Origin of the sequence: Streptomyces sp. NPDC048172 (assembly GCF_043202595.1) — a bacterium.
Classification (GTDB): domain Bacteria; phylum Actinomycetota; class Actinomycetes; order Streptomycetales; family Streptomycetaceae; genus Streptomyces.
Window position 1 is genome coordinate 48,644 of sequence record NZ_JBIDAT010000007.1, and the last position, 14,482, is coordinate 63,125.

General features: G+C 73.3%; 16 protein-coding genes and 1 tRNA gene. 9 read left to right on the top strand and 8 right to left on the bottom strand.

Annotated features, from left to right (window positions below; all coding sequences use genetic code 11):
* Positions 1-37 precede the first annotated feature (37 nt).
* Positions 38-271 carry a hypothetical protein gene (locus ACGF3A_RS29655; RefSeq protein WP_393733450.1) on the bottom strand — a complete coding sequence of 78 codons (234 nt, stop codon included), beginning with the start codon at positions 269-271 and terminating at the stop codon, positions 38-40.
* 181 nt (positions 272-452) lie between these two features.
* Here ACGF3A_RS29655 and ACGF3A_RS29660 point away from each other — a divergent pair, with 181 nt between their 5' ends.
* On the top strand, positions 453-2,276 hold the full coding sequence (locus tag ACGF3A_RS29660; RefSeq protein WP_393733451.1) for an alkaline phosphatase D family protein: 1,824 nt from the start codon (positions 453-455) through the stop codon (positions 2,274-2,276).
* 38 nt (positions 2,277-2,314) lie between these two features.
* Here the strand turns inward: ACGF3A_RS29660 and ACGF3A_RS29665 are convergent, their stop codons facing one another.
* Positions 2,315-2,869, bottom strand: a complete 555-nt coding sequence (locus ACGF3A_RS29665) for a superoxide dismutase family protein (RefSeq protein ID WP_393733452.1) — start codon at positions 2,867-2,869, stop codon at positions 2,315-2,317.
* A 361-nt stretch (positions 2,870-3,230) separates the two neighbouring features.
* Here ACGF3A_RS29665 and ACGF3A_RS29670 point away from each other — a divergent pair, with 361 nt between their 5' ends.
* Both ACGF3A_RS29670 and ACGF3A_RS29675 read left to right on the top strand, forming a co-directional pair.
* On the top strand, positions 3,231-4,151 hold the full coding sequence (locus ACGF3A_RS29670) for a DedA family protein (RefSeq protein ID WP_393733453.1): 921 nt from the start codon (positions 3,231-3,233) through the stop codon (positions 4,149-4,151).
* Positions 4,148-4,684, top strand: coding sequence for a GNAT family N-acetyltransferase (locus ACGF3A_RS29675; RefSeq protein WP_393733454.1), 537 nt, complete (start codon positions 4,148-4,150; stop codon positions 4,682-4,684). Before ACGF3A_RS29670 ends, ACGF3A_RS29675 begins: the two co-directional genes overlap by 4 nt.
* Here ACGF3A_RS29675 and ACGF3A_RS29680 read toward each other — a convergent pair.
* Complete coding sequence (locus tag ACGF3A_RS29680) at positions 4,660-5,256, bottom strand: TIGR03086 family metal-binding protein (protein WP_393733455.1); 597 nt, start codon at positions 5,254-5,256, stop codon at positions 4,660-4,662. The two genes, ACGF3A_RS29675 and ACGF3A_RS29680, sit on opposite strands and share 25 nt — an antisense overlap.
* A gap of 67 nt (positions 5,257-5,323) precedes the next feature.
* Here ACGF3A_RS29680 and ACGF3A_RS29685 point away from each other — a divergent pair, with 67 nt between their 5' ends.
* Genes ACGF3A_RS29685 through ACGF3A_RS29695 form a run of 3 tightly spaced genes read left to right on the top strand, consistent with a single transcriptional unit; the run spans position 5,324 to position 6,402 of the window.
* On the top strand, positions 5,324-5,596 hold the full coding sequence (locus ACGF3A_RS29685) for a hypothetical protein (protein ID WP_393733456.1): 273 nt from the start codon (positions 5,324-5,326) through the stop codon (positions 5,594-5,596).
* Positions 5,597-5,623: 27 nt separating this feature from the next.
* Entirely contained in the window at positions 5,624-5,884 is a 261-nt protein-coding gene (locus tag ACGF3A_RS29690) for a hypothetical protein (RefSeq protein WP_393733457.1), read from the top strand.
* A 47-nt stretch (positions 5,885-5,931) separates the two neighbouring features.
* Positions 5,932-6,402 carry an SRPBCC domain-containing protein gene (locus ACGF3A_RS29695; RefSeq protein WP_393733458.1) on the top strand — a complete coding sequence of 157 codons (471 nt, stop codon included), beginning with the start codon at positions 5,932-5,934 and terminating at the stop codon, positions 6,400-6,402.
* Position 6,403: 1 nt separating this feature from the next.
* Here ACGF3A_RS29695 and ACGF3A_RS29700 read toward each other — a convergent pair whose 3' ends face one another.
* The gene (locus ACGF3A_RS29700) at positions 6,404-6,568 is read right to left on the bottom strand and encodes a hypothetical protein (RefSeq protein WP_393733459.1); all 165 of its coding nucleotides are present in this window, start codon (positions 6,566-6,568) and stop codon (positions 6,404-6,406) included.
* Positions 6,569-6,741: 173 nt separating this feature from the next.
* On the opposite strand from ACGF3A_RS29700, the gene ACGF3A_RS29705 reads away from it, so the two are divergent.
* Positions 6,742-7,392 (top strand): hypothetical protein, encoded by a 651-nt coding sequence (locus ACGF3A_RS29705; protein WP_393733460.1) that lies wholly within the window; start codon positions 6,742-6,744, stop codon positions 7,390-7,392.
* Positions 7,393-7,471: 79 nt separating this feature from the next.
* Here the strand turns inward: ACGF3A_RS29705 and ACGF3A_RS29710 are convergent.
* Positions 7,472-7,543, bottom strand: a tRNA-Val gene (locus ACGF3A_RS29710).
* Between the two features lie 145 nt (positions 7,544-7,688).
* Here ACGF3A_RS29710 and ACGF3A_RS29715 point away from each other — a divergent pair.
* On the top strand, positions 7,689-8,945 hold the full coding sequence (locus ACGF3A_RS29715) for a hypothetical protein (RefSeq protein ID WP_393733839.1): 1,257 nt from the start codon (positions 7,689-7,691) through the stop codon (positions 8,943-8,945).
* A 110-nt stretch (positions 8,946-9,055) separates the two neighbouring features.
* On the top strand, positions 9,056-9,676 hold the full coding sequence (locus tag ACGF3A_RS29720) for a DUF4383 domain-containing protein (protein ID WP_393733461.1): 621 nt from the start codon (positions 9,056-9,058) through the stop codon (positions 9,674-9,676).
* Here the strand turns inward: ACGF3A_RS29720 and ACGF3A_RS29725 are convergent.
* The 3 genes from ACGF3A_RS29725 to ACGF3A_RS29735 form a co-directional block, all read right to left on the bottom strand.
* A complete protein-coding gene (locus ACGF3A_RS29725) occupies positions 9,673-10,413 on the bottom strand; it encodes an HAD family hydrolase (protein ID WP_393733840.1) in 741 nt (246 codons plus the stop codon). The genes ACGF3A_RS29720 and ACGF3A_RS29725 overlap by 4 nt on opposite strands.
* An 86-nt stretch (positions 10,414-10,499) precedes the next feature.
* Entirely contained in the window at positions 10,500-13,079 is a 2,580-nt protein-coding gene (locus tag ACGF3A_RS29730) for a phosphoribosyltransferase (RefSeq protein ID WP_393733462.1), read from the bottom strand.
* On the bottom strand, positions 13,076-14,248 hold the full coding sequence (locus ACGF3A_RS29735) for an HpcH/HpaI aldolase/citrate lyase family protein (protein ID WP_393733463.1): 1,173 nt from the start codon (positions 14,246-14,248) through the stop codon (positions 13,076-13,078). Before ACGF3A_RS29735 ends, ACGF3A_RS29730 begins: the two co-directional genes overlap by 4 nt.
* Positions 14,249-14,482: the final 234 nt, after the last annotated feature.

Genomic DNA, 14,482 nt, shown 5'->3' on the forward strand with positions numbered 1-14,482 from the left:
GCCTCACCCCCGACGCCGTGGCGGACGGCCGACGGAGCTACTCGGTGACCGTGTACTTCCCCGAACAGCCGATCTTGTCGCCGTTGTCGTAGCCGCACGCGCGGAACTTGACCTTCTGGCCCTTCTTCACATCGCCGATGCCCAGCGTCTTGGTCTCACCGCTGTAGACATGCTTCTTGTAGGTCTTGCCCTTCCAGTACACCCGCAGCTGGATGGACGTGAAGTTCGGGTGCCAGTCCCTGACCCGGAAGTTGTCCCGGTCGTCGCGCACCACTCACTCTCCGGAAGCCGTAGCTCGGAGTCACCGAGTTTCGCGCCCGCCCGAAACAGCGCCGGACCGCGGAGAACGGCTCCGCCCGTTCGGAAACTGGTCGGCTCCCTCCCTCGTTCCGTACGGTGCGACCGTGCGTGTGCGGAACGCACCCACACGCGGGGCGGGAGGAGAGAGCGACATGGCCGGGCTGCGCCTAGGACCACTGCTGCGCTACGTCGACGAGGACACGGCGACCGTATGGGTCGAGACCGAGGGCCCCTGCGAGGCCGAGGTCCACTGCGACGGCACCACCGCGGGCGGCACGGCCCGCAGCTGGGAGATCGCCGGGCACCACTACGCGCTGGTGACGGTCGTCGGCCTGGAGCCGGGCACGGCGACGCCCTACCGCGTCACGCTGGACGGTGACGAGGTCTGGCCGCTCCCCGGCTCCCCCCATCCGCGCAGCGTCATCCGCACCCTGCCCCCGCCCGAGTCCCCCGACGAGACGCTGCGCGTCGCCTTCGGCTCGTGCCGCTGGGCCGCGCGCCCCGCCGACGCGCGTCACGACCCCGTGGGCCCCGACGCGCTCGACGCCCTCGCCCAGCAGGCCATCGCGGGCGGCACCCTCCCCGACCTGCTGCTCCTCCTCGGCGACCAGGTCTACGCGGACGCGACCTCGGAGCCGGTACGCGAGAAGCTCGCCGCGCGGCGCGATCTGAGCGAGCCGCCGTGGGACCAGGTCGCGGACTACGAGGAGTACACCGAGCTGTACTACGAATCGTGGCTCGACCCCGAGGTCCGCTGGCTGCTCTCCACGGTCCCGAGCTGCATGATCTTCGACGACCACGACGTCATAGACGACTGGAACACCAGCGAGACCTGGCAGCGCGACATCCGCGCGACGGGCTGGTGGCGCGAGCGCGTGCTCGGCGGCCTCACCTCGTACTGGGTCCACCAGCACCTGGGCAACCTCTCCCCCGGCGAGCTGGCCGAGGACCCGCTCTTCACGGCCGTACGGGAGGCCCGGGAGGACGACGGCAGCGACGGGGGCGATGACGGCGGCGGGCGCGACGACGGCGGCGGGCGCGACGACGGCGGCGGGCGCGACGTCGGCGGCGCGCGGGCCACCGAACTGCTGCGCGAGTTCGCCGAGCGCGCCGACCTCGACCCCTCGGCCGCCCGCTGGAGCTACCGCCGCGACTTCGGCCGCGTCCGGCTGCTCATGGTCGACACCCGCGCGGGCCGCGTCCTGACCGAGAACAAGCGCGCGATGCTCGACGACGACGAGATGTCGTGGCTCTACGAGCAGGCCCTGGACGGCGGCCCCGGCGCCGTCGACCACCTGCTGATCGGCTCCTCCCTCCCCTGGCTGCTGCCGCCCGCCGTGCACGGCGTCGAGGTCTGGAACACCGCGCTGTGCGGCGGCGCGCGCGGAGCCCGCTGGGTCCGGTTCAGCGAGAAGCTCCGCCAGCGCGCCGACCTGGAGCACTGGGCCGCCTTCCCCCGCTCCTTCCGCGAGCTGACCGAACTGATCGAGCGCGTCGCGACGGGCCCCGAGGCCCCCGCGACGATCAGCGTCCTGTCGGGCGACGTGCATCACGCGTACGCCGCGGAGCCGGAGTTCCCCGAGGCGAAGTCCGCGAACGGGGAGGACGGGACGTCCCGCGTCGTCCAGCTCACCTGCTCGCCGATGCACAACAGCATCCCCGCCGTGCTGCGCCCCGGCTTCCGCTTCGGCTGGAGCCGCACGGGCAAGTGGCTCGGCCGCGCGCTGGCCCGGCACGGGCACGCGGGCCCGCCCCTGGTGAAGTGGCGCCGCACGGGCGGCCCCTGGTTCGGCAACCAGGTCATGACGCTCACGCTGCGCGGCCGTCGGGCCGAGTACAGCCTCGACCAGGCCGTAACGGCGGAGAGGGAGACGGCGTCGCGGGAGGGCGGCAGCTCCCCGTCGACGCTCACGCGGGTGCTGACCCGCTCGCTGACCCGGCCGGAGGGCCGCCGCCGCACCACTCACGGAGGGTGACGGCCCTCTCCCTCTCAGAACTTGTCAGGGCTCGGAGCTCAGGACGGCAGGTCGCCCGGCACGCCCGCCGGGTGGTCCGCCTTCCCCGTCTTCCCCGGCTTCCCCTCGCCCGTTCCGGACTCGAAGGGCACGGAGTAGCAGGCGAGACGGTCGCCCGCCTGCCCCGCCTTGCCCTTGTGGGCGCTGGTGCCGTGCTCGTGCAGCACCACCGAGCGGGCCTCGCCCTTGCGGAACGTCCACTTCTGCCGGGCCACCGCCGAGCCGCTGCCGTGCTTGTCGGTGGCGAAGTCGAGCCAGACCTCGTTGCGCGGATTCGCGTAACGGGCGCTGACGGAGGGCTGCCGGGGGTCCTTGCGGTTCTGGTAGTGCGGCCCGGAGGAGTCGGGCTTCGCGCCGCAGGGGCGGGTGTGGACGTGCACGCCGTACGTGTAGTGCGGTGCAGCGCCGCGCACCGCGACCTCGATCTTCATGCCCTTGCTCCGGACACGCTGGCCGACCTGGATCTCCGCGCCCTTCGGCACCCGGCGGTCGTAGGTGACGGCCCGGGGGCCGCCCTGCGCGCCGGGCGCCGCGAACCGGTCGCTGGTGCGCATCGTGTACGAGTCACCGTTCTCCGTGCCCGTAGCGCCCGTAGCGCCGGTAGCGCCCGCCGCTCCAGCCGTCGCAATCGCTGTCGCGATCGTCACAGTGACCGCCGTCACCCTCGCCGCCCGGGTGCCTCGTCCGCGTCGCGCTGCCGCCATCATGCCCGCCTCTCCGGCCTCTTGGACCGTTCGTACCCCTGTGGTCCGATTCGGTGCATTTGTATACGGGCGGACCTGTGAGAGCGGCGCCACGTGGCCCCGGCAGCCCTGTGCGGGGGACCCGGGCGTACGCTGTACGGCGGTAAACGTCAGTGAAACGAGACCGGGCAGGGGAGAAACGGGGACAGCGGTGCCGGAAATCCTGGGGTCTGTGACCGGATCCCCATGGATCTACGCGGTCGTGGCCGCGTCCGTCCTCCTCGATGTCTTCGTGCCGCTGCTGCCCAGCGGCGTCCTCGTCGTCGCCGTCGCCACCGCGGCGGCGGGCACCACGGCCGCCGACGCGGCGAACCTCCCGAGCCACGCCCGCGACGCGGCCGGCTACGCGCCGCTCCCCGAGATGCTGCTGCTCGTCCTCTGCGCCGCCTGTGCCTCCGTCGTCGGCGACCTCGCGGCGTACCGGCTGGCCTGGCGCGGCGGCGAACGCTTCGACCGCGCCATCGCCCGCTCCCGCCGCCTCGCCACGGCGCAGGAACGACTCGGCCACGCCCTCGTCCAGCGCGGCGGCGGCGCCCTCGTCGTCCTCGCCCGCTTCGCGCCCGCGGGCCGCTCCGTCGTCAGCCTCACGGCGGGCGCCTCGCACCGCAGCGCCCGCGACTTCATCCCCTGGTCGGCACTGGCGGGCCTCGCCTGGGCCGCGTACAGCGTCAGCCTCGGCTACTTCGGCAGCCAGTGGCTCGGCGCGAGCTGGCTGGGCACGGCGGTCTCGGTCTGCGCCCTCTTCGCCGCCGGAGCGCTGGCGGCCCACCTCATACGGCGCGAGCCGCACGGCCGCCCGCGGAAACCCGCACACGCGACGGCGACCACGGCGGCCACCCCGGCAGACTCCGAGCCGACGGCCCTCGTATGGGCACCGGAGAAGCCCGAACCCACGTCCGTACCAGCGGCGGCGACGACGTCGGCGAACGAGCCGACGCCCTCCGCGGCCCCCATCGCGCCCCCGCTCCCGGTCCCGGTCCCGATCCCCGTCGTGGCCGCTGTGCCCGCGATGCGGACCGGCGGGGAGGCGGCCACGACCACGTTCGTCACGCCGTCGCCGTCGCCGTCGCCGTCGGAGGCACCCTCCACATGAGTCACATGAGCACTCCCACCTGGTCCGCACGTCCCGAGCATCCCGGTGAGGCGGGGACGGTCCGCCGGATCCTGCTCGACGCATTCGACACGGCGGACGAGGCCGACCTCGTCGACGCGCTGCGCGCCGACCCCGAGGCCTGGCTGCCCCCGTTCTCGTACGTCACCGTCTCCCCGGACGGCGAACCGGTCGCGCAGGCCCTGCTGACCCGCTGCCACGTCGGGGACACCCCGGCGCTCGCGCTCGCCCCGTGCGCCGTACTGGGCGCCTGGCAGCGGCAGGGGGCGGGCGGGGCCGCGATCCGCGGCGCGCTGGCCGCGGCACGCGCGGCGGGCGAACGTACGGTCGTCGTGCTCGGGCACCCCGACTACTACCCGCGCTTCGGCTTCTCCTCCGCCGCGGGATTCGGCATCGTGCCGCCCGCCGGGCAGGAGTGGCCGGACGAGGCGTTCCTCGCGCTCGCGCTCGACGGGGGCGCGCGGGGCGCGCTTCCGCGCGGCGAGGTGCGTTACGCGGCGGCGTTCGGCCTCTGAACGTCCCGTCCGGTGATCCCCAGCAGCCGGTCGAGCAGCGGGGCGTTCTCCGGGACCTCGACGGGCGTCCCCCACAGCTCGGGGAGCGGCGCGTTCGGCACGAACTCCGCGACGTGCGCGTAGCAGGCGTGCACCGTCTCCTCCGGCAGGCCGAAGGGCTGTCCGGTGGCCCGGGCGAGGTCCCAGCCGTGGACCACGAGTTCGGTGAGGGTGATACGCCCCCACAGCGCGTTCGGCAGTTCGACGCCCGCGCCGCCCGACTCGCCCTCCCACGCCGCCGGATCGTCCCACGCCTCGCCGAGCGCCCCCAACTCCTTGGCCAGCGCCTCGCGCCACCCCTCCTCCGGCGGCGCGGAGAGCGGCCCGTCACCGGCCTCCTCCTTGCGCGCGACGGCGGCGAACCCCCGTGCCACCTGGGCGACATGGCCGATCAGCGCGCTCACGTCGTACTCCGCACAGGGCGTGGGCCCGTCCAGCTGCCCGTCCCCCACCCCCTCCACGACCTCGCTCATCCGACGGCACGCGGGCTTCAGATCGATCACGACGGACTCCTTCTCTCGACTCACCTTCATCCGCTCTCCTTACGGACCACGAGGACCCCCAAAAGTCATCGCCCGGCCGGGCCCTAGGCTCGCGGGCATGATCAGGACAACCCTGTGGATCCTCGCCTGCGCGGGCTTCGGCGTGATCCTGTGGCTGCTGACCAGCTCGCCCGACATCAGCTCGGGCTATCCCCGCTCGGAGTGCCGCTCCGTCCTCAGCACGGAATGGAGCCCGGCCACCGGCTCGCTGGAAGACGGCGTGGAGACCACGTGCGCCTCCTTCCAGACGCGGCGCGTGGGGTGGTCGGTACTGGTCGCGGTGCCGACGGTCGCCTTCGCGGCGGGGGGCATGCGCAAGTGGTCGGCCTGAGCGCGCGCCGGACGGTAGACATGCCCCATGACGAGACGCTCGCGCCGGAGGCTGGTCGTCGAGGTGACGGCACTGCTCGTGCTGGGGGCCGCCTTCGGCACCGTACGCGCCGCGCTGAAGGACGAGCTGTGGACCTGGGACCACGCGGCAGGCTGCGCCATGATCGCGGTCGCGTACATGCTGGTGTCCCGCGTGGTGGACTGGCTCCAGGCCCGTGACGCCGCCCGCGAGGCGGCACGCGCCGCGGAGCGGGCACGGGAGATCCGCGAAGCCCACGAACGCGGCTGACCGCGAACGGGACGACCGAGAGCCGAGAACCGAGGAAGGACCGCAGCATGGCCAGAACGGACCGAGCCAGCCGAACGATCGCGGCGCCGCCGCCCGCCGTCTACGCGGCGCTCACGGACCGCGAGGCCCTGGAGAGCTGGCTCCCTCCGGACGACATGAGCGGCCGGATCGACCACTGGGACCTCCGCCCCGGCGGCGGATTCCGGATGACCCTCACTTACCTCGACCCCGCCGACAGCCCCGGCAAGACCTCGGACGCGACGGACGTCGTCGACATCGGCTTCGCCGCCCTGGTCCCGTCCGAACGCGTCGTCCAGCGCGCGGTCTTCGAGGCCGACGACCCCGCGTACGCGGGCACCATGACGATGACCTGGCACCTCGCCCCGGCCCCCGACGGCACCGAGGTGACGGTCACCGCCGAGGACGTCCCCCCGGGCATCGACCAGCCCACCCACGAATCCGGCCTCGCCTCGTCCCTGGCCAACCTGGCGGCGTACGTCACCGGCACACGCCCCTGACTCACTCCCGCTCGCGCACCCGCATCGCCCACATGCCCGCGAGGACGGGACCCACGCTGAACAGCACCGCTTTCGTGGCCGTCTCCGGCCACGAATCCCCGGTGACCCAGTGGTGCAGGCCCATCGCCCCCACCAACCCGACGCCGTACCCCACGACTTCCCCCACACGCTTCCCCACGAGCCCCGCCCCTGCCTCGTCCCCACCCAGCGTCCCGCGCCGATTCATGATCCCGTAATCCGACACGTCCGAGCACATCCCCCCGATATTGCTGTATCCCTTTGTGTCCGTCTCATCCCCCGATAGCATCCCGCTCTCATATCCCAGGGGGGACACCTGACATGAATCAGCACGGCCAGCCGTACCAGCCGCACCAGAACCAGCAGTACCCGCCGCAGCAGCAGTACCCGCCGCACCCTCAGTACGAGCAGCATCCGTACCAGCAGTACCCGCCGCAGCAGGGATACCGGCCGCACCCCCAGCAGATACCGCCCCAGCCGCCGAAGAAGAAGAGACGCGGCGTCTGGATCGCCCTCGGCATCGTCGCCGGGCTCGTCGTCATCGGTGCCGCCGTGGGCGGCCAGGGGGAATCGGACGCCGAGGCGAAGGACAAGGCACCCGCCGCGGAGGGGGCGAAGGAGGCCAAGGGCGGCGGGACCGAACAGAAGGCCGCGGACGAGAAGCCCGCCGCGGAACCGGAGTCCGAGCCCAAATCCAAGCCCAAGTCCAAGTCCAAGTCCAAACCCAAGGGTCCGAAGACCTACGGGGACGGGGACTACGTCGTGGGTGAGGACATCCCGGCGGGCACCTACCAGAGCGCCGGTGCGAGCAGCGACGTCTTCGACTTCTGCTCGGTCACCACCGAGCCCCCGAGCGAGACGAAGATGCCGCAGCTGAAGAGTGCCAACAAGGGCGAGCGGATCATCATCACCCTCACCAAGGCGGACGGCACCGTCACCGTCCAGGGCTGCAAGCCCCTCACCCGACGCTGACTCCCGACTCCGACAGGGGAACGGCCCCCGGACCGAGGGTCCAGGGGCCGTTCGCGAGGTTCATCCGTAAGGGATCCAGTGGGCACAACTGGGATCGAACCAGTGACATCCTGCTTGTAAGGCAGGCGCTCTACCGCTGAGCTATGCGCCCGGGAAGGGAGCTGACAGCGTACCTTGCCGCTGCTGCCCGTACGCAATCACCTCGTGAACTAACTAGCTCGTGTGTTCGTTGTCCCCGGGTGGGAGAATGACCACCGATCCACATGACGGCACACGGGAGAGGGTTCGTGACGGCGATGAACGGCGGCGGGACCCGCCGCTGGGGCTGGGGGAGCGGTCGTGCGGATAATCTGCGGGCCGACGCGCAGAGCGCCAAGGACGCCGCAGCCGCTGCCTTTTACGAGCTCGACACCGCCCAGCGCGATCTGCGGATCTCCATCGAGACGATCAGCGCGGTCGACAACTCGCCGGGCGCGCGGAAGGCCGTGAGCGACTTCGCCGAGTTCGGCACCCGTATCGACCGGGTCAGCCACGACTACATCACCGCGGTCGACGCGCACGACCTCGACAGGGACGACCTCGACTCCGGTACGGCCGCGCGGGCCCGCGCCGAGCTGGACCGGACGCGGCAGGACCTGGAGCGGGTCAAGGCGGAGCTGGACCGGTTCGGGCAGAGCCTGGGCCCGCTGCTGACCCAGGCGGAGAACCAGCTCGCGCGGCTCGCGCCCGCCGTGGAGCGCGCCCGGCAGGGCCTGCTCGCGGCCAGCGAGGCGCTGGACCGGGTGCGGGCGACGGGCCTGAAGGCCGACGATCTCGCGGCCCGCCTCGCCGCCCTCTCCCCCGACCTCACCAGGCTGAACGAGGGCGCGGGGCAGCACGGCGTGCAGGAGACCGTGCAGCGCGCCGACCGGGTCGTGCGGGAGGCCGAGGCCATCCGGGGCGAGGCCGACCGGCTGCCCGAGCGGGCCGCGGAGATCGACAAGCGCCTCTCCTCGCTCCGTACGCGGGCGCAGGCGCTGCACACGCGCGCCGGGCAGGTCGAGCCGGTCCTCAGCGAGCTGCGGCGCCGCTTCAGCGCCGCGTGCTGGCAGGACCTCCAGCCGGTGCCGCAGCAGGCCGAGCGTTCGGTGGCCCAGGCGGAGGAGAAGCTGCGCGAGGCCCGTACGGCACGTGAGGAGCAGCGCTGGGCGGACGCGACGGCCCTGCTGTCGACCGTACGGGCGCTGCTGAACCGGACGGACGAGGGCGTGAAGGCCGCGGGCGAGCGCCTCCAGCGGCTCAACGAGGTCTCCTTCGACCACACGAAGGAGGTCGAGCGGACGCGCTTCGCGATCCGGGACGCGCAGCGGCTGGCGATGGCCGGGCGCAGCACGCCCGACCCCCGCCACGCGACCCCGCTGGACAACGCCGTCGAGCGGGTGGACCGCGCGGTCGCCTCGCTCACGGGGCGCCACCCCGACTACTGGCACCTGCTGACCGAGCTGGACGCCGTGAAGGAGTCGGTGCAGCAGGTCGTGGAGCAGATCAGGCAGGACCGGGCGAGCGGGCGCTGAGCGCCGGAGCGCAGGGGGCGTACGGCCCCGGTTGAGGGGTCGCCCCGACGGGCGGATGCTGGAGGGGAGAGCTGGGCGCCTCCAGAACCGCACCCCTGGGAGGCCGGATCATGGCTGTCCTACACCACCCTCTCGACCACCACCCGAAACGGCATCGCTTCGTCCTCGACGAGCACCTGCCCGTGGATCACAAGCTGAGCCGGATCTACCGCGTCGGCGCGGGCCTCGTCGGGCTGCTGCTGCTCGCGTTCGGGGTCATGGGCCTGCTCGACAAGATCGGCTTCTTCGACACGAGGGGCGACACCGTCGCGGGCCTCAGCACCAACGGGGCCCTGAGCGTGCTGTCCATCGTCGTCGGGCTGCTGCTCTTCTCCGGCATGGTGCGCGGCGGGAACTTCGCCTCGTCGCTCAACATCGTGCTGGGCGCGCTCTTCCTGATCAGCGGTTTCGTCAATCTCGCCCTGCTGGACACGGGGCTCAACTTCCTCGCGTTCCGCATCCAGAACGTGCTCTTCAGCTTCGTCGTCGGCATCCTGCTGCTGATCTTCGGGATGTACGGGCGCGTGGGCAGCGCCCTGCCGCACGACAACCCGTACTGGCGCCAGCGCCACCCCGAGCAGGCCGAGCGTGAGCAGCGCGCCGTGGCCTCGGCCCGGGGCGAGGAGCTGCGGCAGCGCGCCTCGGTGCACGGCGGACGGCTGGAGGGCCCGGGACACGGCAGCGGCGGCTAGGCACCCGCGCGCAGCGCGCCCCTCACCTCGTGCAGGATGCGCTCGCCCGCGAGCACGCCGCGCTCGGGCAGCGCCCGTACGTGCGGCGCGTCCCAGCCGCTGTCGGCCAGCTCGCCGTGGCCGGGGCGCCAGCCCCGGTCGGCGGCGAGCAGCAGGTCGGCGTCGAGCAGCGCGTCACCGGCCGCGTACGTGTACGGCGCGTCCGTACGGCGCGCGACCTCGGCGACGGCGGCGCTCTTGGTGAGCGCGAGCGGCACGGCGTAGATCTTGCGGCCCTGGAGCGAGACGCCCCAGCCGCGCGGCTCCGCCCAGTCGGCCAGCTCCTTGAGCCAGGTGTCGGGGAGCAGCGCCCGGTCGACCACGAGGTAGGCGAACAGGTCGTCGGCCGTCCGCTCCTTCAGCAGCCAGTCGGGGTGCGCGGTGCGCCGCAGGTGGGCGCTGACCTCGGCGAGCGGGGCGCACTCGCCGAGCGAGCGGCGCACCCGCGCGTGCCAGTCCGCGTCGCTCTCGCCGTCGACCAGCAGGTGGCCGCCGTTCGCGCACACCGCGTAGCGCGGCGGCGGGCCTGGCAGCCGGACGCGCCCGTACTGCTCGCGGGTGCGGGTGGTCGTCGGGACCAGCAGGGCGTGGTCCGCGAGCCCGGCCAGCAGCCGCGCGGCGTCCTCGGTCATGAAGGAGAGCGGCTTGTGCTCGTACGTCTCGACGCACAGCAGCCGGGGCGCCACGGCGTCGGGCATCGTGAGCGCGAGGGCCGCCGCCGAGTAGATCAGCGTGCGGTCGAGATCGCTGGCCAGCAGAGGCAGAGGCAGGGGCAGGGGACGGGTCAACGGGCTGCCTTTCCGTCGGCGCCCGTGGCGCCTCTCGTGTAGCGGGGGTGGATCAGTCCGACGCAGGTGTACGGCAGCCCGTCGATCTCCTCGACCGGGACGCCGCGCTGCTCCGCGAGCAGCCGGACGTGGTCGAGGTCGGACCCGGCGCCGCGCCGCGCGAGGACCCGCCAGGGCACCCGGCGCAGCATCACGCGCGTGGTCTCGCCGACGCCGGGCTTGACGAGGTTGACGTCGCCGATGCCGTACTCCTCGCTGATGCGCTCGACGGCGCGCCAGCCCTCCCAGGTCGGGGTGCGGTCGGTGGCGCGCAGGGCGCGCACCTCGCCGTTGACCTCCTCGCGGACGGCGCCGAAGTGCTGCTCCACGGCCTCCAGGAAGAGCCCGGAGACGTCCGCGCCGGACAGCTCGCGGTAGAACTTCGCGCCGTGGAAGTCGTCGGGCCCGACCAGTCCGTCGCGCAGGACGGTGCGCGAGATCAGTCCCGACACCGTGGAGTTGAGGCAGGCGGAGGGGATGAGGAAGTCCTCGCGCGTGCCGAACGTACGGACGCAGGAGCCGGGGTCAGCGAGGACGGCCAGCTCCGGGTCGAAGCCGGGGAACTCCTCCACCGCCTCCGCCAGCTCGCGGGTGATGGCGCCCTTGCCGGTCCAGCCGTCGACGAACACGACGTCGGCGGGGTCGTGGTGCGCGGCGAGATAGCGCAGCGCCGTCGTGTCGATGCCCTTGCCGCGCACGATGGAGACCGCGTAGTGCGGCAGCCGCAGTCCGTGCGCCGCGCGCGCCCAGCGGCGCATCAGTACGCCGACGGGCGTACCGGCGCGCGCGAGGGAGACCAGCACCGGGCGCGGGCCGCGCTCGGCGAGCACCGTCTCGGTCACGGTGCCCACGGCCCGCGCGATACGGCGGGCCGAGGCGTCCAGGGCGCTGTGGAAGAGCCGCTGGTACTCCTCGCTGGGCTGGTACTCGACGGGCAGCGACTCGGCGTAGTGCGCGCCGCCGCTCTGGATCGCCTCCTCGCGCTCCTCCGTCGGCGCCTCCAGCTCGACCCCGGAGAGATCCTGGAGCAGCCAGGCGACGTCCTCCGCGGGGTACGAGGAGAAGGCGGGCCCGTACAGCGGGCGGGGCAGCGTGCCGCGAGGGTCGTGCGGCGTGCTCTCTTCGGGCTCCCCTTCGGCGGGGCACTGCGAGGCGTACGGCGGGACGTACGACGGGACGACCGCGAGGAGGACGCGCTCCGCGCAGCCCGTCAGCGCGTCCAGCAGGCCGCCCGGCGCGTGCAGCTCGTCCCGGTCGCCCTCGCTGTCGACGACGGCGATCACGGTGTCGAAGCCGCCGCCCGCGACGTTGTACGCGAACCGGTCCCCCGCGCCGTCGGCCGCGTCCCCCGCGCCGCCGGCCGCGTCCGCCGGGGCGTCGTGCGCGTCCGCCGGGGCGTCGTGCGCGGGGAAGCGCAGGGCCGTCCGTATCGCGTAGCCCGGGTCGTCCACGGGGAGCACGGGCGAGCGCGTCGTGGTGGAGAAGCGCACCTCGGCGCCCTCCCCGAGCCGCTGCTCCAGCTCGTGCGCGAGGCGCAGCGGGGCGTACATCAGCTCCTCGGTCCCGAGCACGAGCACACGCCGCGCGCCCTCGCCGCCACTTTCGGCCAGCCCGTCGAGGAGCCGCTCCGCCATGTCCGGGAGGGCCGCGTCGAGCGCCGCGCGGTGCTCGGGGCCGAAGCCGTGGCGCCCGCCGTCGGGGAGCCCGTCCGGCCAGCCGAGGTCCACGCGCAGGGCCGAAGCGCCGGAACCGTCCCCTCCGCGCGCGGGGGACGCGGCGACGGCCGCGCCGTACCGCTCCACCAGCTCCTGGCCGCGCTCCAGCACGTCGTCGGGCAGCTCCACGCGGCCCTCCGCCAGCGCCACCACGTCCAGCCGGGCCCCGAGCCCGGCCGCGAACTTCTCCATCCCGGCGATGTCGGCGGCCGAACGCATGTCCACCAGCGCGACCACCACGTACCGCTCACGGGGGTGGACGGCGTGCAGCGCGGCGATGGTGTTCCGCACGGTACGGCCCGTCGAGAACTCGTCGTCCACCAGCACCAGCGGCCCGTCCCCCGCGAGCAGACCCGGGTCCTCGGGCAGCAGCAGGTGCGAGCTCGCGTGGCTGTGCTCCTCCTCGAAGCCGCCGACCGGGGCGACCCCGGCCACCGGCCGCCGCGTGGAGTGGAGGTACGGCGCCGCGCCCCCGGGGCCTCTGCCGAGGCCGTCCGCGACGCTGTGGCCGAGCGCGGTCGCCGTCTCCGCGTACCCGAGGACCACCGCGCGGTCCGCCTCCGCGTCCCCGAGCAGGTCGCGCACCCGGCGCCCGAGCCTGGCCCCGGCGCCCAGCACCACCATGGGGCGCTGCGGCACGTGCTTGCCGAGGAGCGTGGAGACGAGCAGATGCGCGCGCTTGGGGTTACGGCGCAGGGCCAGCCCCAGGAGCCGGTCCGTCCCCTCGCCGCTCAGCCGGACGCCGAGCCTCTCGGTGACCCAGGCGCCGGACCAGACCCGGCCCCCGCCCGTACCGACGTCCGTACGATCCCTACCGCTCACTTGACTCCCGCCGCCAGCAGTTCCACGAAGCTCACGCCCTCGCGCGCCACCCCGAAGACCTCGCCGCGCAGCAGCGTGCGCTCGGCCCAGGCGCGGTGGGGCTTCACCTCGTTCATCTTGTTCGTGTAGGCGGAGCGCATCACTCCGCCTCCGTCGCGCTCGGGGCGGAGCACGTCGGTCGCGTCGCAGAACTCCTCGTGACTCACGACCGACAGCGCGTGCACCGCCGTGACGTGCGAGGGGTGGATGCAGGTCTTGCCCTGCAGCCCGTTGGCCCGGTCGAGCTCGATCTCGCGCAGCAGCCCGTCCATGGCGTGCTCGATCAGGGCGGTACGGATGCCCTCCGCGCGGCCGCTCAGGAACGGGCTCTGCCGGAGCTGGGGCTTGAACATCCGCTCCTGCGGCCGGAAATACTCCCACACGGGCCCCGTGACGGTGAATCCGGTGCCGTCGGCCCTGCCCAGCACGTTCACCACATCGGCGATGACGGAGGCGACGAGCTGCACGTCGTACGCCGTCATCTCGGGCGTACGCCGCAGGCCGTACGCGGAGCAGAAGTCGGTCACGCCCAGGCGCAGCGCGAGCACCCGGTCCCGGTACTTCTCCACGGTCCTGGCGATCCCCGCGAGGGTCTCGGTCCGCGACTCCAGGTGCAGCAGCTCGGGCGACTCCAGGACGGGCATCCCGAAGAGCCGCACCCCGTGCGCCGCCTCGGTCTCCGCGAGCACGTCGAGGAAGGGCACGCCGCGCTCCTCGGTGAACTTGGGCAGCACGAAGCCGGAGAGCAGCCGGGCCGCGTCGCCCATCCTGGCCACCAGCCCCGCGATCTGGGCGGGCTCGCGCACCCGTACGAAGAGCAGGGGCAGCTCTCCCGGCGGGCCGTGGTCGCCGCGCGCGAGCTGCTGGAACTGCCGGACGAGGTTCGTCTCGGCGCCGTCCACGTCGGCGTCGGCTATCGAGTCCTCCAGGCAGAGGACCATCGAGACCACGCCACGGGCGGCCTGCTTCACCACGTCGGCCGCGAGCCCGGGTCGGGTCGCGGGACTGTACAGCGTGGCGCCGAGCGCGACCGCGAGCGTCCGCGCGGGCGCGTCCGCCGTGAACTCGGCCGGCTCCCGGTGGAACAGCGCGCTCCGGCGCTCAGGCGCGAGGTGCCCGAAATGCCGCATGATTCTCCCCGTCTCGGCCCGTCTTGACTCGTCTTGACCCGTCTCACCGTCAGAAAACGGCCGCACGGACCCCTGTCTGGCCGAATCCGAACGCCGTAGGCCGTTCATCGTACGTACGGGAGCGGGTCAAGAGTTCCCCAAACCCCGAGAACCCGGCTCGTACGCCTTGTAGGAACGCCCCCTCCGGGCCCATCCGTGCGCCTCCCCGCGTTGTCGTGCCCCGCGCGCGGAAGG